The organism is Streptomyces sp. CAI-85 (assembly GCF_013363615.1).
Classification (GTDB): domain Bacteria; phylum Actinomycetota; class Actinomycetes; order Streptomycetales; family Streptomycetaceae; genus Streptomyces; species Streptomyces antibioticus_B.
Window position 1 is genome coordinate 1 of sequence record NZ_JAANNX010000053.1, and the last position, 21,200, is coordinate 21,200.

Genomic DNA, 21,200 nt, shown 5'->3' on the forward strand with positions numbered 1-21,200 from the left:
ATCGCCACCAGCCTCATCAACCACCGCCGACTCACCAAGTGAAACGTCTTCTAAGTGCCCTGAGGGAAAAGGGGGATCGCGCGGATCGCGCGGATCGTCCGGCCGCCGGTCGTCCACCGGTCGTTGGGCTACCAGCGGAACGTGCGCATGCGCATCGCGTGGCGCAGCCGGGCCGTCTTGGCACGGCGCGGCTGGACCCGGTCGCGCAGCGCGCGGGCCTCGGCAAGATCGCGCAGGAAGCGGGCGCGCCGTCGGCGGCGCTCGGCGTCGGTCTCCTGCGGTTCGGCCGGCTCCGGCCGATCAGGCAGGTCAGGCATTGGCTCACCACCCCGGGGGTCCGTCCCCACCACTTTCCCCCTGATGGGGGGTTTGATGCCCGCGAACGGACCATCCGCGCGGTTTCCGCCCCGGCCGGCCGCTCAGGGTGTGCGCGGACGCCGGGCCGGTGCGGCCCGGTTACTGTTGTGGACATGCGTCTCCACGTCGTCGACCACCCTCTGGTCGCCCACAAGCTCACCACGCTGCGCGACCGGCGCACGGACTCCGCGACCTTCCGCCGGCTGGCCGACGAGCTGGTCACCCTGCTCGCCTACGAGGCCACCCGTGACGTCCGCACGGAGCAGGTCGACATCAGCACGCCGGTCGCCTCGACCACCGGCGTCAAGCTCTCCCACCCGCGTCCGCTGGTGGTGCCGATCCTCCGTGCCGGTCTCGGCATGCTCGACGGCATGGTCCGGCTGCTGCCGACCGCCGAGGTGGGCTTCCTCGGCATGATCCGCAACGAGGAGACGCTGGAGGCGTCCACGTACGCCACCCGGATGCCGGAGGACCTCTCCGGCCGCCAGGTGTACGTCCTGGACCCGATGCTGGCCACCGGCGGCACGCTGGTCGCGGCGATCCGCGAGCTGATCCGGCGGGGCGCCGACGACGTGACGGCGGTCGTGCTGCTGGCCGCGCCCGAGGGCGTGGAGGTCATGGAGCGCGAGCTGGCGGGCGCCCCGGTCACCGTGGTGACGGCGGCCGTGGACGACCACCTCAACGAGCACGGCTACATCATCCCGGGCCTGGGCGACGCGGGCGACCGGCTGTACGGCGCGGCCGAGTAGGTCGTACGGCGCGGCCGAGTGGGCCGTACGGCGCGGCCGAGCAGTCCCCGGCCGTTCCGCCTCGGGCCGTCAGCAGCCCTTCTTCGCGGTGGCCGTCGGGGCCGGCGCGGTCAGGGCCGTCAGGGCCTCGGTCGCGTCCGCCTGGCTGCTGAGCGCCTTGAAGCCGTCCCCGATGATCAGGTCGATCTCGGCGCCCTTGCGGGCGGCGTCGGTGCGGCGCTCGGCCGTGCCGAGCTGGGTGGCGAGGACCGGCAGCGAGGTGTTCAGCGAGGACGAGGGTCCGAGCAGCAGCCCGGTGCCGGCCACCTTCTTGTCGTACTGCTTGGTGGCGTTGCCCACCTCGCCGATCTTGAAGCCGCGTTTCTTCAGCTCGTCGGCGGTGGTCTTGGCGAGGCCGCTGCGGGTGGTGGCGTTGAAGACGTTCACCGTGATCTGGGCGGGCTGCGGCAGCGCGGCCGCCGAGGCGGCGGGGGACGCGGCGGGGCTCGCCTTGGTGGACTTCACCGCGCAGCCTGCGCCGGTCGCGGACGCCTTGCCGCCGCCGGTGAAGACGTCGATGAGCTGCAACGTGCCCCAGCCCGCCACGCCGAGGGCGGCACCGCAGGCGACGACGACGGCGACCAGCCTGCCGCGTCGCCGGCGCGGGCGCAGTCGGGGGTATTTGTCCCCCGTGATCCGGTACTTGCCGCCCATGCCGGGGGGAGTCAGCATGCTCATGGGCGCAGCGTAGTGCGCCCGGGCGGCCATGACTAATAAACGATCATCCGACACCGTGCGGAGGGTGGGAAAGAACCCGAAAGGGTCAATCGCCGGGTGCGCGGGCGTCGTGCGGGCGGGTCCGGAGCGGGCGGGGCCGCGCTGTGGAGAGTCCGGGGCCGCGCTGCGGAGAGGCCGCGTCAGTCCAGTTCGAGCACGCGCGCGTGCAGCACCTGGCGCTGCTGGAGCGCCGCCCGTACCGCGCGGTGCAGCCCGTCCTCCAGATAGAGATCGCCCTGCCACTTCACGACATGCGCGAAGAGGTCGCCGTAGAACGTGGAGTCCTCGGCGAGCAGGGTCTCCAGATCGAGCTGCTGCTTGGTCGTCACCAGCTGATCGAGGCGGACCGGGCGCGGCGCCACGTCCGCCCACTGCCGGGTGCTTTCCCGGCCGTGGTCGGGGTACGGCCGGCCGTTTCCGATGCGCTTGAAGATCACACGGAAAGCCTACCGGCCCAGACCTTCCGGGCGCAGCCATGGCGAGCGAGTGCGACGCTGGAAAAGACGTGACGAACGGGGGCGAAACAGGAGCGAGGGGATCGGGCCGATGAGTGGTGCCAGCGAGATCGCCGCCGGGTACGCCTTCACCGGTCCCGCCCTCGACCTGGGCGCCCTGCTCTGGGAGGGGCGGTGCCTGCCGGACGCGCCGGTGCGGGTGCCGTTGACCGTGCTCAACCGGCACGGCCTGGTCGCGGGCGCCACCGGAACCGGCAAGACCAAGACGCTCCAGCTCGTCGCGGAACAGCTCTCGGCGCAGGGCGTCCCGGTCTTCCTGGCCGATGTGAAGGGGGACCTGTCGGGCGTCTCGGCGCCCGGCGCGGACGGTGAGAAGGTGCGGGAACGCGCCGGGGAAGTCGGCCAGAAGTGGACGGCGACCGGCTTCCCGACGGAGTTCTACGCGCTCGGCGGGCTGGGGCACGGCATCCCGGTGCGGGCGACCGTCACCAGCTTCGGGCCGGTGCTGCTGTCCAAGGTCCTCGGGCTGAACCCGACCCAGGAGCAGTCCCTCGGCCTGATCTTCCACTACGCCGACCAGAAGGGTCTTGAGCTGTACGACCTCAAGGACCTGCGGGCGGTCGTGGCCTTCCTGACCTCGGACGAGGGCAGGACCGAGCTGAAGGAGATCGGCGGGCTGTCCACCGCCACCGCCGGGGTGATCCTGCGGTCCCTGACCGCCTTCGACGCACAGGGCGCGGCGGCCTTCTTCGGCGAGCCGGAGTTCGACACCGGGGAGCTGCTGCGGACGGCGGCCGACGGGCGGGGGATCGTCTCGGTCCTGGAACTGCCCGCCGTGCAGGACAAGCCGCAGTTGTTCTCCACCTTCCTGATGTGGCTGCTGGCCGATCTCTTCCACGATCTGCCCGAGGTCGGTGACCTGGACCGGCCGAAGCTCGTCTTCTTCTTCGACGAGGCGCATCTGCTCTTCCACGACGCGTCGAAGGCGTTCCTCGACTCGATCACGCAGACCGTCCGGCTGATTCGCTCGAAAGGGGTTGGCGTGTTCTTCGTCACGCAGACCCCGAAGGACGTGCCCGGTGATGTCCTCGCCCAGCTCGGCAACCGGATCCAGCACGCGCTGCGGGCGTTCACCCCGGACGACCAGAAGGCCCTGAAGGCCACGGTGAAGACCTTCCCCGACTCCGTCTACGACCTGGAGGAACTCCTCACCGGCCTGGGCACCGGCGAGGCCGTCGTCACGGTCCTCAGCGAACGCGGCGCCCCCACACCGGTCGCGGCGACCAGGCTGCGGGCGCCCGAGTCCCTGATGGGACCGGTGGACGGTGCGGCCGTCGACGCGGCGGCGAGCGCGTCCTCGCTCCACGAGCGCTATGCACAGGCTGTGGACAGGGAATCGGCGTTCGAGAAGCTGGCGACGCGACCGAAGCCGACGGAGAAGGCACCCGAGGCCCGGTCGAAGCCTGCGGCGGCCTCCGAACGAGCGGAACCCTCGATGCTGGAGCAGGTCGTCGGCAGCGGAATGTTCCGCTCCCTGGCGCGCTCGGTCGGCACCCAGGTGGGCCGGGAGATCACGCGCTCCCTCTTCGGTACGGCGCGGCGGAGGCGGTAGCCCGCCGGGGCCCCGCCCCCGCCGTCGTCCCGCTCAGCGGTTCCGGTCCTCCGCCCGCGTCGGCGTGGGCCGCCCGCCGCGCTCGGCGGTCGTCGCCGACGGCTTCGGGGCCGCGCTGCGGGCGGCTTCGGCGCGCAGCAGGGCGCGCAGGATCGCGTAGGGGTCGGTGGGCATGGCTGTGCTCCTCGCATGAGTGCTGACGAATCTGACCCGAGGGGTCCGTCAGCAGCGCAGGACCACGGTCCGCGAGACGACCAGCGCGTACGGCGCCCCGCGCGGCGCGGGCCGCTCAGTCCCCGGCCGTGCCGCCGGTGCGGCGGGAGGCGCGGGGGGTGGGGGTACGGGGGATGGGGGTACGGCGGGACGCCGGACGCCGGGTGCGGGGCGCAGGACGGGGCCGGCGACGTCGTACTCGACGACCTCGGCCGCGACCGACGCCACGGAGACCTCGGCGGCGGCACCCGGCGCCAGCAGGGCGAGCAGCAGGACGACCGCGCGCAACCAGGCGCGCCCACGCGAAACCCGTCGTGCGGTGCTGCTCATGGCAGATGATCTCCCCCGACACGCCCACCCACCTGCACCCACCGACAAACTCCACCTGTTCGGCGGACGGGGGGTTGGGGGGCGCGTCCTTTTGCCTGGAGGGAGGGAGGCCGCTGACGGTCCGGGCGCCGGCCCTGTTCGGCAGACGGGAGGCGGGGGCGGGCGCGTCCTCGACTCCGCCCCCTCAGGCACGGGGCCAGGGCCACCGACGGCCGGGGCGTCGGCCCAGCGGATCACCATGATTCGCGGCGGCGACCCGGGGTGCCGGTACCGCCGGTCACGGGGTCCGGGGGTTGGGCCGGGGGCGCCGACGGGCGGGTTGAGGTGACCTGCGGTGGTGGTCCGGGGCGTCGGCACCGCCGGTCACGGAGTCCGGCCGACGCCGGGGCGGGCTGGAGGCGCCCGCACGAAGGCCACGGCCATCTGCGGTGGTTACCCGGATGCCGCACCGCAGGTCGTCGTAATCCCGTCCCGCGCCGCGTCCCCCGCGCCGCCGGCATCGGCACCGCCGCCCGGGACGTGCCCCGCCGGGAGACGTTGACGCCCCGCAAGAGCATCCCCCCGTCGGTCGGGGACGGGGCCTTGGCCGTCGGCAGTCCGGGCATCGGCCCAGTGGGTCACCGCGACCGCAGCGGCGGCCCGGGTCGCCTGCACCGCCGGTCACGAGGCCCGGGCCGGGGCGCCGATGCGTGGGCTGCGGTCACCTGCGGCGATGCGGGTGCCGAGCATCGCCGGTCACGCGGTCCGGCCCGGAGGGCCCGACGCGCAGGCCACCATCGCTCGCGGCGCCCACGCAGATGCCAGCACCACAGGTCGTCGTAGCTTCGCCCCGCCGCGTCCCCACCCCGGAGGTGCCGACACAGTCGGTCGTGCGGTCCGGCCCGTGCCGGGGCGTGCAGAGGGGGGCGACGCGCGGGCTGCGGTCGCCTGCGGCGGCTGGCCGCGGTGCCGGGACTGCTGGTCGTGCGGTCGGGCCGTGCCAGTGTGGGGCGGACGGGCCGACGTGCGGGCCCAGGTCGCCTGCGGTGACGGGCCTGGGCGCTGGCGCGGGTCATGAGGTCCGGTCCGTGCCGGGCCGACGGCCATCGTCACCCGCGGCGGGCTATCCGGATGCCGGCACCACAGGTCGTCGTAACTCGGCCCCGCCCCTTGCCGCGTCTCCCTCGCCGGAGGCGCTGGCGACCCGCAAAGGCGATGCCCCCGTCGGCCGGGCGCCGCCCAGCCCTAGCCCTTGGTCGTGCGGGACGCTTTCGCTGCCTTTGCTGCCGCCTTCATTTCCTGTTTGTGGGTGCGGACCTTGGTCAGGGAGTCCGGGCCCGTGATGTCCGCGACCGAGCGGAAGGAGTCGGGTTCGCCGTATGCGCCGGCCGCCTCGCGCCAGCCCGTGGGGTGGACGCCGAGCTGTTTGCCGAGGAGGGCCAGGAAGATCTGGGCCTTCTGCTTGCCGAAGCCGGGGAGGGCCTCGAGGCGGGCGAGGAGTTCCTTGCCGGTGCCGACGCCCTCCCAGACGGCGCTCGCGTCACCGTCGTAGTGCTCCACCAGGTACTGGCAGAGCTGCTGGATGCGCTGCGCCATGGACCCGGGGTAGCGGTGCACCGCCGGTTTCTCGGAGAGCAGCGCGGCGAACTCCTCCGGGTTCCGGCCGGCGATGTCGTGCGCGTCGAGGTCGTCCGTGCCGAGCCGGTCGGCGATGGTGCGGGGCCCCTTGAACGCCCACTCCATCGGGACCTGCTGGTCGAGCAGCATCCCGACCAGCGCGGCCAGCGGGGAGCGGCCGAGGAGTTCGTCGGCCTGGGGGTCCTGGGCGAGATGCAGGGTGACGTCCATGCGTCGATGATCCCGCCTGGCGGGTCAGCTCGCGCGCCAGTACCCGAGCGCGTGCAGCCGCTCCTTGGGAACGCCCAGCTCCTTGCGGACGTACGCCGACAGCGTCCGGGTGGTCCGCGTGTCGCAGGCGATCCAGACGTACGGGTGCTCGGTGGCCGTCAGCAGGGCGGGCAGTTCCGCCTTGACCCGGTCGACCAGCTCCGCCCGGGACACATGCCGGGTCTCGTGCCGCTCGGGGTCCGTACGGAAGGGCAGGCCGTCCGCCTCGCCCTCGAACCAGATCGTGGCCGGCGCCGAGCCGAGCGCCCCCTCGCCGAGCAGGGAGTTGATCGCGGGCAGCGAGGCCGGGTCACCGATCGCGAGGACGTGCGAGGGCGTCGGGGCCGGCTCCTCGAAGCCGGTGCCCTGCACGGTCGCGTCGATGGTGTCGCCGGGCTTCGCCGTCCGCGCCCAGTCGCTGGCCGCGCCCTCGTGCAGCGCGAACTCCAGCGAGAATGTGCCGGCCTCCGGGTCCGGGTCGACCAGGGTGTACGCCCGCTGGTGCGGCTTGCCCGCGTTGGAGAACCACAGCCGCACCCACATCGTCGGGTGGACCCCGGTCGCCGCGAGCAGTCCGCCGTCCGTGAGGTGCACCCGGCGGAACGCCCCGGTGACGTCCTCGGCCCCCGTCACGGTGAGCGTGAAGTCCTTCGCCCGCATCAACTTGAGGACCGCGCCCTCCCAGCCCCGCCCCTGCGCCATGGCCTCTTCACCTCTCGCGTACGATTCCTGCACCGATTAATTAGGTAAGGCTAACCTAAAGCACGGCCGCCCCCAGTGGAACAGCCGGCCCCAGGGCAACAGCGGAACAGCCGCAACAGAGCAACAGCGGAACAGTGCAACAGAGGGACAGAGGAACCACAGGTGACCACCGAGATCCACAGAGACGCCTGGGGCGTCCCGCATCTGCGCGCCACCGACACCATGGCCCTCGCCCGCGCCCAGGGCCTGGTCACCGCCCGCGACCGCTCCTGGCAACTGGAGGTGGAACGCCACCGCGCCCAGGGCACCTCCGCGTCGTTCCTCGGCCCGGAGGCCGTCGCCTGGGACGTGTTCGCCCGCCGCGTCCGCCTCGACGACACCGCCCGCCGCTGCTTCGACCGGCTCACCGAAGGGCACCCGGAGACCGCCGACTGGGTGCGCGCCTACGTCGACGGCGTCAACGAGGGCCTCGCGGAGGAGAGTTCGCACACCGGTCCGCACGCCGGTTCGCACACCGGTCCGCACGCCCCCGAGTTCCGGCGGGCCGGCCTCGCCCCCGGCCGCTGGGAGCCCTGGACCCCGCTCGCCGTCTGGCTCTCCACCCACATCCTGTTCGCCGGGTTCCCCGCCAAGCTCTGGCGCGACCAGGCGGCCCGCCTCCTCGGCCCGGACGCCGTCGGCCTGTTCGCCACCGACGGCCCCGCCACTGCCGGCAGCAACGGCTGGCTGGTCGACGGCACCCGCACCACCACCGGGCAGGCCCTGATCGCCGGCGACCCGCACCGCTTCATCGAGGAGCCCGGCGTCTACCAGCAAATACGCCTGGCTTGCGATGAGTTCGACGTCGTCGGGATCGCCGTGCCCGGCGTCCCCGGCATCGCCCACTTCGGCCACACCGGCACCGTCGCCTGGGCCATCACCAACGCCATGGCCGACTACCAGGACCTCTACCGCGAACGGCTGCGCCGCACCGGCGCCGGCGTCGAGGCCCTCGGCCCCGACGGCACCTGGCGGCGCGTCGCCCGGCACACCGAACTCGTCCGGGTGGCGGGGGAGGAGAGCGTCGAGATCGAGATCCTGGAGACCGAACGCGGCCCGATCGTCGCCGGCGGCCCCGAGGGCCTGGACGACGGCACCCCGCTCGCCCTCGCCCTGCGCTACCCGCCCCGCGTCACCGCCGACCTGGGCTTCCAGGCCCTGCTCCCGCTGCTGCGCGCCCGCCGGGTCGCCGACGTCGACGCCGCCCTCGACGAGTGGGCCGAGCCGGTCAACGTCGTCCAGGCCGCCGACACCGAGGGCGGCCTGCTGCACCGGGTCGCGGGCCGGGTCCCGGTGCGGTCCGCGGCCAACGGCACCCGGCTGGTGGCCGCCTGGGAGCCCGGCCACGAGTGGACCGGCTGGCACCCGGCCCCCCGCGCCGGCCTCACCGACGGCATCGCCGTGATGGCCAACCAGCGCGGCCTGGCCACCCCGCTCGGCGTCGAGTTCGCCGCGCCGTATCGCGCCGACCGCATCCGGGAACTCCTGAACGGCGAGAACGGCGAGAACGGCGAGAACGGCGAGGCCATCTGGTCCGCAGCCGACATGGCTGCCGTCCACACCGACACCCATCTCGCCTCCGCCAGCGCCCTCCTGGACCACCTGGCCGCCCTCGATGACGTCGACCACTCCGACGCCCCCGACGCCCTCACCCCCACCGCCGCCGACCTGCGCGAACGCCTCCTGCGCTGGGACCGCCGTATGGACGACGACAGCCGGGACGCCCACGCGTACGCCGCCGTCCGCAGCGCACTCGTCCGCCGGCTCGCCGCCCACCCCGCCTTCGCCGCGCTCACCGCCCCGCCCGCCTACCCCGAGGTCTTCCTGCCCTGGCTGGCCCTCCTCCCGCGCATCGGCTTCGCCCTCGAACACCTGCTGCGCGCCGAGGAGTTGTACGGCATCGACCGCCCCGCCCTGGTCCGCGAGGCCCTGGAGGAGGCCGCAACAGCGCTCGCCGCCGAGCCCCCGCTCCGCTGGGGTGACACCCACCGCCTCGCCCCCTGGCGGGCCCTGCCCGACCCCTCGTACGAGGGCCCGGCCCTCTCCGGCGACCACGACTGCGTGCTGTGCACCACGTCCGTGCCCGGCTGGACCGACCTCGCCGCGCGCGGCCCCGCCGCCCGGTACGTCTGGGACCTCGCCCGCCGCGAGGACAGCCTGTGGATCGTCCCGCACGGCGCCTCGGGCCGCCTCGACAGTCCCCACCACCACGACCAACTGCCCCTCTGGCTCAGGGGAGAGCTGGCCCCGGTCGTCACCGACTGGACCCGGCTGACCAAGGAGAACGATGTCTGAGCACCCCAACTCCCCTTACGTGCACGAGCAGTACGTCGAAGGATTCGGCACCGTCCGGATCCGCCCCCTCGACGCCGAGGGCGACGCCGACGTCGTCCACGGCTGGGTCCGCGAGGAACGCGCCGCGTTCTGGGGCATGAACGGCCTCACCCGGGACCAAGTCGCCGAGATCTACGCCCACATGGCGGGCCTCGACACCCACCACGCCTACCTCGCCGAGCTGGACGGCACCCCGGCCGCCCTCCTCCAGACCTACGAGCCCACCGAGGACCGGGTCGGCGAGACCTACGAGGTCGAACCCGGCGACATCGGCATCCACCTCCTCCTCGCCCCCGCCGACGCCCCCGGCGGCCGCCCCGGCTGGTCGTCGGCGCTGATGGGCGCCCTCGCGGTGTTCGTGCTGCTGGGCCTGGACCGGCCCAGGGTCGTCGTGGACCCCGACATACGCAACGAGAAGGCGCTCGCCCGGTTCGTACGGCAGGGCTTCGAGCCGGGGCCGCTCGTCACCCTGCCCGAGATCGACCTGCCCGAGGTGTACCTGCCCGAGAAGAAGGCCCAACTCGCCTTCCTGCGACGGGAGGTAGCCTTCCCAGGGTGACGTCCGAGCTGACCCCGGAAGACCTCGTCGGTCACTACGGCCTGGAGCCGATACCCCGCGAGGGCGGCCTGTTCCGCCGTACCTGGGCGGGACCCGACGGACCGGACGGCCGCCCGGCCGGCTCCGCGATCGTCGCGCTGCTCACCGCCGACGACTACTCGGCCCTGCACCGCCTCCCCGCCGACGAGGTCTGGCACCACTACCTCGGCGACCCCCTGGAACTCCTCCTCCTCGCCCCCGACGGCACCTCCCGTACGGCGGTGCTCGGCCCCGACCTGCGCGCCGGACAGCATCCCCAGCTCACCGTCCCCGCCCGCACCTGGATGGGGGCGCGGCCCCGCGGCGCCTGGACCTTCTTCGGCTGCACGATGGCCCCCGGCTTCACCTACGGGGACTACGAACACGGCACGGCGGAGCGGCTCACCGCGCGATATCCCGACCGGGCGGCCCTGATCGCGCGACTGTGCCGTCCATGACCTTGCTGGCGGGCCGGACGGCCCTGATCACGGGCGCGGGCGGCGGCATCGGACGCGGTATCGCGCTGCGCTTCGCCGAGGAGGGCGCCGCGGTCGCCCTGCACTGCCGTACCGCGGTGGCGGCGGCCGAGGCGCTCGCGCGGGAGATCGGCCCCCGGGCCGTCGTGCTGCCAGGCGCCGATCTGACCGTGGAGGACGACTGCCGGCGGCTGGTGGCCGAGGCCGCCTACTGGGGCGGCGGACGGCTCGACGCGCTCGTGAACAACGCCGGTGTCCAGCCGGTCCACGCGCTGCCCGGGATGCCGGCGGCGGACTGGCGGGCGGTCGTCGACACCAATCTGACCAGCGTGTTCGCCTGCACCCAGGCGGCCGCCGAGGTGATGCGCGAGCACGGCGGGACCATCACCCACATCGCCTCCGTCGAGGCCAGGACACCCGCACTCGGGCACGCCCACTACGCCGCCGCCAAGGCCGCGGTCGTGATGCACGCCCGCGCGGCGGCCCAGGAGTACGGGCCGTACGGCATCCGCGTGAACACGGTCTCGCCCGGCCTGATCGAGCGGGACGGCCTGGAGGACGCCTGGCCGGAGGGCGTGCGCCGGTGGCGGGAGGCGGTCGCGGTCGGCCGTCTCGGCCGCCCCGAGGACGTCGGCGACGCCTGCGTCTTCCTCGCCTCGCCGCTCGCCTCCTGGGTGACGGGCCATGACCTGGTGGTGGACGGCGGGGCGTCGGCGCGGGCCGCGTGGTGAACCCGACGCGTCCCTGATCTGGACTCCGGGGCGGCGCGGATGCTGGGGTGAACCGGATGACGGGAGTGAACCGGATGGCGTGTGCATCCGTACGTATCCCGAGCACGCGGGTGTCGAGCAAGGCGGAGCGGTGACGTGAGCGTGGGCGTGGGCACAGGCGTGGACATGGGTGCGGGCGTGGGCGAAGGACGCGATGACGGACGGCGGCGGATCGGCGGACGACGGAGCGGGGGACGGCGTAACGGCGGATGGGGCAACGGCGGACGGCGTATCGGCGGACGACGTATCGGCGGACGGCGAGGGCTTCAAGGGCTGGTGCTGCTGGGCACCGTGCTGGTCCTGCTCCTCCTCGGCGGCGGCCCGGCCTCGGCGCACGCCGCCCTCCGCGGCACCGACCCCGCCGACGGAAGCGTCGTCAAGACGTCCCCCCGCGCCATCACCCTCACCTTCACCGAGTCGGTAGGACTGCTCGACGACTCCTTCCGCGTCCTCGACCCCGACAACCAGCGCGTGCGCACGGGCAAGGCGGCGCATGCGGAGGGCCGTGCGGACACCGTGTCCGTCGCCCTCCCCGAGAAGCTGGGCACCGGCACGTTCACGGTGGCCTGGCGGGTGGTGTCCGAGGACAGTCACCCGGTCTCCGGCGCGTTCACCTTCTCCGTCGGCGAACCCTCCGCGACCCGGGCCGTCCTGCCGTCCGGCGCCGACGACAACCCGGTCACCGACGGCCTCTACAACATCGGCCGCGACCTCGCCTACATCGGCGCCGCCCTGCTCATCGGCGCGGCGGCCTTCGTCGCCCTGTGCCGGCCGCCGGACCGCCGCCCGCTGCGCGCGCTGCTCCTCGGCGGCGGCTGGGCGCTGGCCGGCTCGACCGTCTTCCTCTTCTTCCTGCGCGGCCCCTACGAGGCCGGCACCGGACCGGCCGGCATGTTCGACCCGTCCGGCCTGACCAGGACCCTGAGCAGCCGTCCGGGGCTCGCCCTGCTGGCCCGGCTCGTCCTGCTGGCGGCCGCGGCCGTCCTGCTGCTGCGGCAGAGCAGGCGCGAGACGCCGTCCCGCGCGGGCCTCGCCACCGGCGCCGCCCTCGCCGTCGGCCTCGCGCTGACCTGGGCCGGCGCCGAGCACGCCTCGGCCGGCATCCAGGTCCCGGCCGCGATGACCTCCTCGGTGCTGCATCTGCTGGCCATGGCCGTCTGGATGGGCGGCCTCCCCGCACTGCTCCTGCTGCTGCACCGCGCCTCCGTGCCGTCGACCGTGGTCATCCGCTTCTCCCGGCTGGCGGGCGCGTCGGTGGCCGTCCTCGTGGCGACCGGCGTCTACCAGTCCTGGCGCGGCCTCGGCTCCTGGTCGGCGCTGACCGACACGACGTACGGCCGACTCCTGCTCGCCAAGCTGGCCGCGGTGGCGGTCCTCCTCGCGGCGGGCGCGCTGTCCCGCCGGACGGTGCGGAGGGGGACGGCGGTGCCCGCGACGACGGCGCAGGCGGCGGAGGCACGGGAGGAGAGCCGGGTGCCGGAACCGGCGGGGGTGGTGGCGGGGGTCTCGGGATCGGCTCCGGGATCGGCTTCGGTGCCGCCAGGGGCCTCGGGAACGTCGGAGGCGTCAGCGCCGGGCGCGGACCCGGCGTCGGGCGAGGACGGACCGGCCGCGGACCCGGCCGAGGGCGGATCGGCCGCGCCTGGGGACGGCGAATCGGCCCAGGACGCCCCCACCCCCCGCCGCCGCCCGCTCTCCCCGGCCGAGGACACCCGACGCCGTGCGCTGCGCCGCTCGGTGCTCTTCGAGGTCGCCGTCTCCGTCGTCGTCCTCCTGCTGACGACGATCCTGACGGGCACCCTGCCCGGCCGGGCGGCCGCCGAGGCGGCAGCGGCGGAGCAGAGCGCGGGACTGCCGGTCGCCTCGGTCACGATCATCCCGTTCGACGCGGGGCTCGGCATGCGCGGCACCGTGCAGGTCACCCTCGACCCGGGCCGGGTCGGCGACAACAACGTCCAGGCGGTGGTCTACGGCCCCGACGGCGGGTTCGTCAGCATCCCCGAACTGCGGCTCTCCTTCACCCTGCCCAGCCAGGACATCGGCCCCCTCGACGCCAAACTCACCGACCGGGGCGGCTACTGGGCCTCCGACGGCCTCAGCCTGCCCATCCCCGGCACCTGGGAGATGAAGGCGACGGTCCGCGTGACCGACACCGACCAGGTCAGCGAGACGAAGCCGGTGGAGATCGTCCGCTAGGCCGTGTTGTCGGCGTGGTCGGCGCAGCAGGGCGTCGGGTTCGGGACCTCGAAGGGGGCGAGCGCGCCGCCCGCCGCCGGGACGAGGGCGAGCGTCAGCCGCCCGCCCCGCCACTCGGGCCGTACATGGTCACGTGTGAACACCGGCGTCGAGGGGTCCGGCGCACCCCCGCCCGTGGCCCCGACCACCACCAGGCGTTCCACGGCGGTCAGGGCGAGCAGCTCCGCGACGGTGACCGTGCCGGTGAGGTGCTCGACCCCCGGGAAGAGCACGGCCCGCCCGCCCTCGCGCCGCGCGTGCTCCCCGGCCGCGGCCCCCGCGGCGCGCACCGCGGCGGCGCCCCCGTACACCCGTCCGCCCAGCACGGCACCCGCGCCGCTTAGTTCTCCTCTCACCCGCGTCCATACGGCTTCGGCCGCGTCGGTGTCGGGCAGGGCGAGGGAGACGGCCGTGCCCCGGCGCTCGGCGGTGCGGATCAGATGGGTGCAGGCGAGCGTGCCGGGCGGGAGGCCGAGCCGGTCCACCAGGTCGTGGACCAGATGATCGGCCTCCCGCAGGCTCACCGTCCCGGCGTCCACCCCGATCACGGAGGTGCTCATGCGGGCAGGACCCACATCGGGTTGGAGTAGAACCACAGGTCCTTCCACGGGTCGGCGTCGCCGATGACGTCCATGGCGGGACCGGCCGGGTCGACGGCCGCGCCGTGGACGCCGACGGCCGTACGGTTGCCGTCGGTGCCGCGCAGCCGCACGTAGAACGGCCGGTCGGCGCGGCCGAGCGGGTAGGTCAGCCGTACCGTGCCGGTCGACCGGTTCACCTCGAAGGACTTCACGACCCTGGTGTCCGGGGTGGTGAAGACGTCCCGGTCGGCGACCGGACCGGTGACGGCGCCCCGGACGACGTCGACACGGGCCAGGGCCGGTACGAACTGAGACCAGTTGGGGCCGTTGGCCAGGCTGATGTCGACGACCAGCTCGACGGCGGCGCCCCGGCGCACCCGCAGGGTGTCGCCCAGGGTCACGGTGTGCCCGCCGGAGCGCAGCCGTGCGTCGAGCCCGCTGATCAGACCGCCGTGGTCGACCCAGACGCGTCCGGCGCGGATGCCGTCCATGACGGCCTGGTAGGAGAAGGAGGCGGCGCCGACGTGCGTACGGCTGTACTGTCCGGGCCAGAAGTCGGTGTCGCCGAGGTTGAGGCCGCCGCCGTAGACCGGGTCGGCGTAGCGGCCGTCGGTGGCGAAGTCGCCGCCGGGGCCGCGGACGGCGGAGTCGGCGTGCACGTTGTGCGAGTCGGAGTTGGCGGTGATCCACCAGGGCTTGCCCTCGGCGAGCAGGCTGTCCCACAGGCCGCCGACGGTGGCGGTCATCCAGTCGAAGCCGCCCCAGGTGCGGTAGCTCTCCAGGGGGTAGGCGGCGAAGGAGTCGGCGCCGGGGCTGCCGTCGTAGATGCCGCGGGCGGCGCCGGGGCCGGTCGGGGCGGGCAGTCCGCCGGCCTGGTGGCCGGGGGCGCCCTCCATGCCGACGGCGATCCGGGGCTGGGCGTCGCGCCAGCCGCGGATCTCGTGCGGGGAGTCGATGCCCTTGCGGGCGGGGTGGTTGGCGAGGAACAGGGCGTCCTTCACCTTGCGGCGCCGTACCTGCTCGGCGAGGAAGTCGATCCCGGCGATGGCGAGCGCCTCGTTGGCCGGGGAGCTGCCGCTCGCCTTCCGCACCGATCCGTCGAAGGAGGTCTCGAACTCCTTGAGGACGGCGACCTCGTTCTTGCCGGGGTGCACGAAGACCGTGCCGTGCTCGGCGGCCGGGATGTTCCACTCCAGGCCCTGGAAGACGAGGGTGTCGTCCGTCCGCTCCCGCGCGGCGACGATGTCCGGATTGACCTTCTCCACACCGATCCTGGCGTGCGTCTCGCTGCCGTGGTCGGTGATGACCATCCAGTCCAGACCGTGCGCGTTCGCCTGCCGCACATGGTCGAGGACCCGGTACTTGGCGTCGGAGCTGTACTGCGTGTGGATGTGATGATCACCGGCGAGCCACAGATAACGGCCGCCTCGGCCCCCGTGCGCCGACGCCGAGCCGCCCACGACAGCCGCGGCCGCCTCGGCCCCACCGACCACACTCCCCGCGACGAGCCCGGCCCCCAGCAGCCCGGCACGCCGCAGCATGGAACGCCGGGACAACTGACTGGGCGTCAACTCACCGTCGGGCACGGAGAGATCAAGGGCAGGCGGAAGGGAGGAGCCGTCGTGTGGATGCTGGTGATGATGATGATGATGGTGATGGCCGTGACCGTGGCTCATGCTCAACTCCCGCCGGTGAGGACGTACACGCTTGGGACGCGCAGATTCTGCGGTGGCCACATGAACGACGTTGGGCGGGGCGGTGGTTGAAGCCGTAACGGCTGATGTGAGATGAGGTGAGGCGATGCGGGGGAGCCGGAAGGTCAAAGAATGTGCCGCAGATAAGCCTGAGGATCGTCGAGGTATCGCCGCCAGTGCTCGACGAGGGCGAGGTCCTCCCAGGCGACGCGGCGCATGCCGTGGTCACCGAGCTCGATGATGTCGGCGCCGGGCAGCGCGGTCAGCAACGGGGAGTGGGTGGCGCAGATGACCTGGCCGCCCTGCTTCACCAACGAGTCGATATGGCCGAGCAGTTCGAGGCAGGAGGTGAAGGAGAGCGCCGCCTCGGGCTCGTCCATGACATACAGCCCCGGCTGGAGGAACTTCCCCCGGAACGCCGCGAGGAATCCCTCGCCGTGACTGACGGAGTCGGGCGCGAACCCCTCCCGGTCCAGCGCGTCCAACGCCGTCTCCGCCCGCAGGAAGAACCCCTTCCGCGCGGCCCAGCTCCGCAGCATCGCCCGCGCACCCGGCGCCGCGTCGAACCGGACCCGCTCCCCCAACGCCGACCTGGGCCGATGACTGGAATACCGCCAGTCGTGCGACCCACCCCACGAGTCCAGCCCAAACCCTTCGGCAAGCCCCTCGACCAACGTCGACTTCCCGGACCCGTTCTCCCCGACCAGAAAGGTCACGGCACTACGGAACCGCAACCCATCCCCCACAAGCTCCCGCACACAGGGCACGGACCAGGGCCATTCCTCCGCGTCGAGCGAGGCGAGGTGCGCGTACGCGCGGTCGACGATCACGCTTCGAGTGTGCCTGGGTGTCGGCTCCGTCGCGAGGGAGAGGCCGTCCCGTCTTCCGATGACAGACCCCCGACCGCACCCGGGCGGACAGCCCGGTGTGCGGCTTCGTGGAGGGCGGCCGACGGTGTCAGAACGAACCGTAGCGGCCCGTCAGGTCGGCCTCGGGGCAGGTGACGGAACCGACCAGGCACGCGACGCTGGCGTAGGAGCGCTTGTAGACGTTCGTCACCTTTCCGCCGTCGTAGATGTAGATGTAGTTGTTCGGGAACAGTCGGTGCTTGCCGGAGCGGATGGTGTAGTTGCCGCTCTTGGTGAGATTCATGGTCAGGGCGCCGTCTGCCGCGCCCTTGACGCCGCCGAGCCCGCTGCAGAACGGGTTGGTGGCGTGGACGACCATGCGCACGTCCACGTAGTTGCTGCCGGACCCGAGCTTCTTGGCGTACGTGTCCTTCGCGCTGGCCGTCTTCTGCTTGACGAGCTTGCCGTCGGACTTCCGGTAGACCTTGGTCGGGTGGATGTTCTTGTTCGGGGTGACCTTCTTCGAACTCCAGGTGACCGTCGCGTGCAGGGCGAAGCGGTACTTGTCGGACTTCCAGTTGAAGTCGGTGTGCCCGTCGCCGCCGAACTGGAAGTTCCTCCCGTAGTCACAGCCGGCGAGCGGGGCGTCGATCTTCTTCTGCGGGATGAAGCCGACCCAGCTCACGGTGGAGGTGGAGGCGGTTCCGGCCGCCTGCGCCCGGTCGACGGCTGTTTGTTGGAGGGCGGCGGCGGAACCGGAGGCCGGGACGGACACCTTCATGCCGTACGTCCGGGCGCCCTCGCCGCCCGTCTCGGGCAACAGCGGTACGACCTGGTATGCGTAGTCGGCGCCAGGGCGGACGTTCGTGTCGCGGTACGACGTCACACCGGCGGCGAGCGTGGCCACCTCAGCGCCGTCCCGGGTGATCACGTAGCGCGCGTCCTCGGTGTAGCCGCGCCAGGACAGTTCGACGAAGCCGTCGCCCGATGCCGAGGTGATGCCTTCCCGGGCCATGGAGGTGTCGACGACCGCCTTCTCGCCCGACTCGGCCCTCACGACTCCGAAACCCTGCGCCGTGAGCGTCCTGCCGGTGGCGCTGTCCGCACCCACGCCGGACACGTCGGCCAACGTGTGCGCGGCGAGCGCCGACACCGAGAACGCCGGGGCGACGGGCGCTGGTTGCTGGTCGGCGGAAGCGGTCGTGTGAAAGGCGGTCGTCACCAGCGCGAGCGGTGCCACCGCCAGGCCGGCCACCTTGATCGAACGCGAGAGCAGCAAGAGAGTTCCCCCTTCGGTCTTTGCCGTTCCGTGGGAAAGACACTAGAAGAGGGTGAATTGAGGCGTAAGTGACTCTAGGGGCAGTGCACTTGGGGGCATTGCCCGAAAGGGAGGTCAGGTGAGCAGCGCGACCAGGAACACCGGGTAGAGGACGCCCAGCGACCCCGTCGCCACGCCGAATGCGCTGAGTCCCCGGTTCAGCCTGCGGCCGAGGCCGAGCAGACCGAAGGTGATGGCGAGGGCACCAGCCAGCAGCGGGATCGCGATGCCGATGAAGCCGGACAGCGCGGCGGTGACGGTGGCGACCACACCGAGCACGAGAGAGACCGGGCCGTAGAGGGTCGCGGGGCTGTCGGTGGGTGCGGTTCCGTCGGTCATGTCGATTTCCTCACTGCGAGTCGATGTGAACGACCGGGCATGGAAAGTAAACCGCATTCTTCGGATAACTCCCTCGGCGGGGTTTTCCGCTTCGCGAAGAGCGTGATTCCGGTCGTGAAGAGCGTGATTCCGGGTTGTCCCCCAGAAGTCTGTCACTCCTCTTCTGCACACCGTCCGCGCCTGCGGTGCGGCCGGTGACGTCGTTGAACCGCTTGGCAGCGGACCATGGCTGGGAAGGGCCGGTGCCGGTCTTGGCGGCGGCGACCAGCGCGGTCAGGCGCTTCTCGTCGACGGGGCCGGAGACCGCCGCGGCGACCCGTCCGCGTGGGTCGATGACGAACGTGGCGGGTAGGCCCTGCGTGGTCGTCAAGCCCTCGGCCACGGCACGGAACCGCTTTCCGCCGGGGTCCAGGACGCTGGGATAAGGCAGGTGGAACTCGCGGGCGAAATCGCGGGCCGCGCCGGCGGAGTCGTCCTCGTTCAGGCCCAGGACCACGACGCCCTGGCCCCTCGTTCTTTCGTGAAAGCGCGACAGCGCGGGGGCTTCCTCGCGGCAGGGCCCGCACCAGGAGGCCCATACGTTCACCACGACCGTCTTGCCCTTGTGTTCGGCGAGACTCGCAGGGCGTCCGTCGGTGTCGGTGCCGGTGAGATCCGGTGCGGTGGGACGGTGCGCGGCGTCGATCGTGAGCACTCCGTCCGCGCCACGGTGACGGCCCGGGGAGCCGTGAGGGTCGTCCCCGGAGACGGCCACGCCGACAAGCGCAACGGCGCTGACGATGGCGGCCACGACGGGGACGTAGACGCGGGCAGGCGGGTGCTTCATGCTGGTTCCTCCGCGGGGTCCGGCATGGGGTCAGCCGCCGGTGGAGTCGACGCAATGGTTGCGCTGGCGGATCGGCCGGACGATGCGGCTCAGCTCGACCAACGCCCTGTCGACAGCGGTGTCCTGGGCGTCGAAGGCGACTTCGACGGCGGGGTCGCGCCCGTAGGTGATGATCACTTTGCGGCCGTCACGCGACTCGTCCTGCCGGTAGACCCAGTCCACACTGTCGACGGTCACACACAGGTCGGTGGTCGGAGCAGGCGGCTCCAGCCCACAGCGTAGGACCACGGACTGGTCTCCCCATACGGCGACACCTGGCATGCCTGTGTCCGCGAGCTCGTGCCCGTCCAGCGCCGCCGGGTAGCCCTCGGCGATGTCCGCACAGGCCGGAGCGTCGGCATGGGGTGCCTGCTCGACGCCACGGGTCGGAGAGCTCAGTTCGTGGGCCACGACGACGCCCGTGAGTACGACGGCGGCGACCGTGAAACCAAGGCCGAGCCTGAGCCTGCGGGATGGACGGGCCATGCCGGACGTACCCCCGATTGTGCGCTTGGACAACACTGCCTGCTGGTCGTACTGAACAATACGCCGCTGCTCAACTGGCCTTGTGGACACCTCCCTTATGGACGCTGTGCGCACGGAAAAGCCCTGCCTACCCTGTCGTGGCCAACTCGCTCTCTGGCCCGTAGGGGGAATTTCGCCATGCTCAAAACCGCCAAGGTGCTTGTGCTGGCCGGTGCTGCTGCGACGATGATCGCGGCCTCGGCCCTGCCGGCGGGCGCTGCGCCCGCGGCTGATGTGACGGCGAGCGCGTACAACAACGTACGGCTGGAAAAGGTGTGGGGTCCGACGGGGATCTGTCTCTCCATGAACGGCAAGACCGCGAACAACGCCCCGGTCGTGCAGAAGAAGTGCACCTCGGGGTCGGACCAGAAGTGGACGCTCAAGGGGACGTCCGCCGGGATCTACACGATCAAGAACAAGAAGTCGGCGAAGTGCCTGGGCATCTCCGCCACGAGCAGCGGCACTGTGGTCACACAGCGGCCGTGCAACGCCTCGTCCAAGACTCAGCAGTGGTACCTGGCCGGCAGCAAGATCCACAGCAAGTGGGCCAAGAAGTGCCTGACCGAGGCGGGTTCGACGCTCGGTCAGAAGGCCACGATCACCGCATGCGGCGAGAGCACCGCGAAGCGTAAGGCCCAGGAGTGGGGCATTTCTTGACACCCTGTTCTTGATGCTCTGAACGGAACTGGGGCAGGGGCTTCGCACGTGCGGAGCCCCTGCCCCAGTTCGGGTAACGAGCCGGTAACCAAATCGAGTTCACCGTCAGAGGCGATGACTAGGGTGATCCGTGACCACCGCCGTACCCGGGGCACGGGGCTCTGCTGGGAACGCGGGGTCGGAAAGGATCTTTCATGACGATGTCGACGTGTGCCTACCGACGCCTGGGTGCTGAACCGGTGCACGGATCCGTCAGAGTTGACCATCTGACGGACCGTGAGAAGGAAGTGTTCCTTCTGCTCGGTACGGGCTTGGGTAATCGTCGGCTCGCGAACGAACTGCGCATCTCCGAGCGGACGGTGAAGGCGCACATAGCGCGGATCATCGAGAAGCTGGGGTACCAGACCCGCCTGCAGACGGCGGTGCTCGCCGTACTCGTCCATGACGTGCTGTGCGCAGACGCGGACTGTACCTGCTAGCTCCCTCCGAACGCCGAAGGGGCCACTGGCGGGCCCCTTCGGCCGTCCGATGGCGAGCGGTCGGACGCGAGCAGCCGGTCACAGCCTGCCGGGCGGGACGCCCGGGCGCAGACGACGAACCGGCAACACGCCGGATCTTCGTCCCCACGCGCCCGGAAGACGAGCGTGACGATCATCTCTTCCGACTGGCTCGCGAGGCTTGGACCGGCCAGGACGAATCCATCATGGACACGTCGAAGGGCCCCACCGCAAGCGGTGGGGCCCTTCGACATCGTGCCCGGTGAGGCACTGGCGGAGGATACGAGATTCGAACTCGTGAGGGGTTGCCCCCAACACGCTTTCCAAGCGTGCGCCCTAGGCCTCTAGGCGAATCCTCCGCGGCAAACAATACAAGACGTTGAGGAGTGCTCGCGAACTCGTTCG

General features: G+C 72.1%; 23 protein-coding genes and 1 tRNA gene. 9 read left to right on the forward strand and 15 right to left on the reverse strand.

The window, feature by feature from the left end; all coding sequences use genetic code 11:
• Positions 1–128: 128 nt before the first annotated feature.
• On the reverse strand, positions 129–317 hold the full coding sequence (locus G6W55_RS30640; RefSeq protein ID WP_030798414.1) for a hypothetical protein: 189 nt from the start codon (positions 315–317) through the stop codon (positions 129–131).
• Between the two features lie 153 nt (positions 318–470).
• Here G6W55_RS30640 and upp point away from each other — a divergent pair, with 153 nt between their 5' ends.
• Entirely contained in the window at positions 471–1,106 is a 636-nt protein-coding gene (upp, locus tag G6W55_RS30645; protein WP_030798413.1) for a uracil phosphoribosyltransferase, read from the forward strand.
• Positions 1,107–1,175: 69 nt separating this feature from the next.
• Here upp and G6W55_RS30650 read toward each other — a convergent pair whose 3' ends face one another.
• Both G6W55_RS30650 and G6W55_RS30655 read right to left on the reverse strand, forming a co-directional pair.
• Positions 1,176–1,823, reverse strand: a complete 648-nt coding sequence (locus G6W55_RS30650) for a LytR C-terminal domain-containing protein (protein ID WP_254876507.1) — start codon at positions 1,821–1,823, stop codon at positions 1,176–1,178.
• A 179-nt stretch (positions 1,824–2,002) separates the two neighbouring features.
• A complete protein-coding gene (locus G6W55_RS30655) occupies positions 2,003–2,299 on the reverse strand; it encodes a type II toxin-antitoxin system VapB family antitoxin (RefSeq protein ID WP_004943146.1) in 297 nt (98 codons plus the stop codon).
• A gap of 109 nt (positions 2,300–2,408) precedes the next feature.
• On the opposite strand from G6W55_RS30655, the gene G6W55_RS30660 reads away from it, so the two are divergent.
• Complete coding sequence (locus tag G6W55_RS30660) at positions 2,409–3,929, forward strand: helicase HerA-like domain-containing protein (RefSeq protein WP_175523999.1); 1,521 nt, start codon at positions 2,409–2,411, stop codon at positions 3,927–3,929.
• Positions 3,930–3,962: 33 nt separating this feature from the next.
• Here the strand turns inward: G6W55_RS30660 and G6W55_RS30665 are convergent, their stop codons facing one another.
• The 4 genes from G6W55_RS30665 to G6W55_RS30680 all read right to left on the reverse strand — a co-directional run bounded on the left by G6W55_RS30665 (position 3,963) and on the right by G6W55_RS30680 (position 7,040).
• A complete protein-coding gene (locus G6W55_RS30665; RefSeq protein WP_175524000.1) occupies positions 3,963–4,103 on the reverse strand; it encodes a hypothetical protein in 141 nt (46 codons plus the stop codon).
• A 48-nt stretch (positions 4,104–4,151) separates the two neighbouring features.
• Positions 4,152–4,472: a hypothetical protein gene (locus G6W55_RS30670; RefSeq protein ID WP_175524001.1), complete on the reverse strand. Its 321-nt coding sequence runs from the start codon at positions 4,470–4,472 to the stop codon at positions 4,152–4,154.
• A gap of 1,224 nt (positions 4,473–5,696) precedes the next feature.
• Positions 5,697–6,299 (reverse strand): HhH-GPD-type base excision DNA repair protein, encoded by a 603-nt coding sequence (locus G6W55_RS30675; RefSeq protein ID WP_175524002.1) that lies wholly within the window; start codon positions 6,297–6,299, stop codon positions 5,697–5,699.
• Between the two features lie 24 nt (positions 6,300–6,323).
• Positions 6,324–7,040: a siderophore-interacting protein gene (locus tag G6W55_RS30680; protein ID WP_175524003.1), complete on the reverse strand. Its 717-nt coding sequence runs from the start codon at positions 7,038–7,040 to the stop codon at positions 6,324–6,326.
• Positions 7,041–7,202: 162 nt separating this feature from the next.
• Here G6W55_RS30680 and G6W55_RS30685 point away from each other — a divergent pair, with 162 nt between their 5' ends.
• The 5 genes from G6W55_RS30685 to G6W55_RS30705 all read left to right on the forward strand — a co-directional run bounded on the left by G6W55_RS30685 (position 7,203) and on the right by G6W55_RS30705 (position 13,432).
• Complete coding sequence (locus tag G6W55_RS30685; RefSeq protein ID WP_175524004.1) at positions 7,203–9,374, forward strand: penicillin acylase family protein; 2,172 nt, start codon at positions 7,203–7,205, stop codon at positions 9,372–9,374.
• Positions 9,367–9,972 carry a GNAT family N-acetyltransferase gene (locus G6W55_RS30690; protein WP_175524005.1) on the forward strand — a complete coding sequence of 202 codons (606 nt, stop codon included), beginning with the start codon at positions 9,367–9,369 and terminating at the stop codon, positions 9,970–9,972. The genes G6W55_RS30685 and G6W55_RS30690 overlap by 8 nt, the downstream gene beginning before the upstream one ends.
• An 8-nt stretch (positions 9,973–9,980) precedes the next feature.
• A complete protein-coding gene (locus tag G6W55_RS30695; RefSeq protein WP_175524027.1) occupies positions 9,981–10,448 on the forward strand; it encodes a cupin domain-containing protein in 468 nt (155 codons plus the stop codon).
• Positions 10,445–11,197, forward strand: a complete 753-nt coding sequence (locus tag G6W55_RS30700) for an SDR family NAD(P)-dependent oxidoreductase (RefSeq protein WP_175524006.1) — start codon at positions 10,445–10,447, stop codon at positions 11,195–11,197. Before G6W55_RS30695 ends, G6W55_RS30700 begins: the two co-directional genes overlap by 4 nt.
• Before the next feature lie 315 nt (positions 11,198–11,512).
• Positions 11,513–13,432: a copper resistance protein CopC gene (locus G6W55_RS30705; protein WP_175524007.1), complete on the forward strand. Its 1,920-nt coding sequence runs from the start codon at positions 11,513–11,515 to the stop codon at positions 13,430–13,432.
• On the opposite strand, the gene G6W55_RS30710 is transcribed toward G6W55_RS30705, so the two are convergent.
• From G6W55_RS30710 to G6W55_RS30740, 7 genes are all read right to left on the reverse strand, one after another.
• Positions 13,429–14,031 (reverse strand): hypothetical protein, encoded by a 603-nt coding sequence (locus G6W55_RS30710; RefSeq protein ID WP_175524008.1) that lies wholly within the window; start codon positions 14,029–14,031, stop codon positions 13,429–13,431. The genes G6W55_RS30705 and G6W55_RS30710 overlap by 4 nt on opposite strands.
• Positions 14,028–15,728, reverse strand: coding sequence for a PHP domain-containing protein (locus tag G6W55_RS30715; RefSeq protein WP_175524009.1), 1,701 nt, complete (start codon positions 15,726–15,728; stop codon positions 14,028–14,030). Before G6W55_RS30715 ends, G6W55_RS30710 begins: the two co-directional genes overlap by 4 nt.
• Positions 15,729–15,871: 143 nt before the next feature.
• Positions 15,872–16,576, reverse strand: a complete 705-nt coding sequence (locus G6W55_RS30720; RefSeq protein WP_175524010.1) for an ABC transporter — start codon at positions 16,574–16,576, stop codon at positions 15,872–15,874.
• Between the two features lie 127 nt (positions 16,577–16,703).
• On the reverse strand, positions 16,704–17,873 hold the full coding sequence (locus G6W55_RS30725) for a hypothetical protein (RefSeq protein WP_175524011.1): 1,170 nt from the start codon (positions 17,871–17,873) through the stop codon (positions 16,704–16,706).
• A gap of 114 nt (positions 17,874–17,987) precedes the next feature.
• Positions 17,988–18,251 carry a hypothetical protein gene (locus G6W55_RS30730; RefSeq protein WP_175524012.1) on the reverse strand — a complete coding sequence of 88 codons (264 nt, stop codon included), beginning with the start codon at positions 18,249–18,251 and terminating at the stop codon, positions 17,988–17,990.
• Between the two features lie 10 nt (positions 18,252–18,261).
• Positions 18,262–19,077 carry a TlpA disulfide reductase family protein gene (locus G6W55_RS30735; protein WP_175524013.1) on the reverse strand — a complete coding sequence of 272 codons (816 nt, stop codon included), beginning with the start codon at positions 19,075–19,077 and terminating at the stop codon, positions 18,262–18,264.
• A 30-nt stretch (positions 19,078–19,107) separates the two neighbouring features.
• The gene (locus G6W55_RS30740) at positions 19,108–19,602 is read right to left on the reverse strand and encodes a DUF3515 domain-containing protein (protein WP_175524014.1); all 495 of its coding nucleotides are present in this window, start codon (positions 19,600–19,602) and stop codon (positions 19,108–19,110) included.
• 177 nt (positions 19,603–19,779) lie between these two features.
• Here G6W55_RS30740 and G6W55_RS30745 point away from each other — a divergent pair, with 177 nt between their 5' ends.
• Positions 19,780–20,298: an RICIN domain-containing protein gene (locus G6W55_RS30745; RefSeq protein WP_175524015.1), complete on the forward strand. Its 519-nt coding sequence runs from the start codon at positions 19,780–19,782 to the stop codon at positions 20,296–20,298.
• A 194-nt stretch (positions 20,299–20,492) separates the two neighbouring features.
• Positions 20,493–20,777, forward strand: a complete 285-nt coding sequence (locus G6W55_RS30750) for a helix-turn-helix transcriptional regulator (RefSeq protein ID WP_175524016.1) — start codon at positions 20,493–20,495, stop codon at positions 20,775–20,777.
• Positions 20,778–21,066: 289 nt separating this feature from the next.
• On the opposite strand, the gene G6W55_RS30755 is transcribed toward G6W55_RS30750, so the two are convergent.
• Positions 21,067–21,154 (reverse strand) — tRNA-Ser (locus G6W55_RS30755).
• Positions 21,155–21,200: the final 46 nt, after the last annotated feature.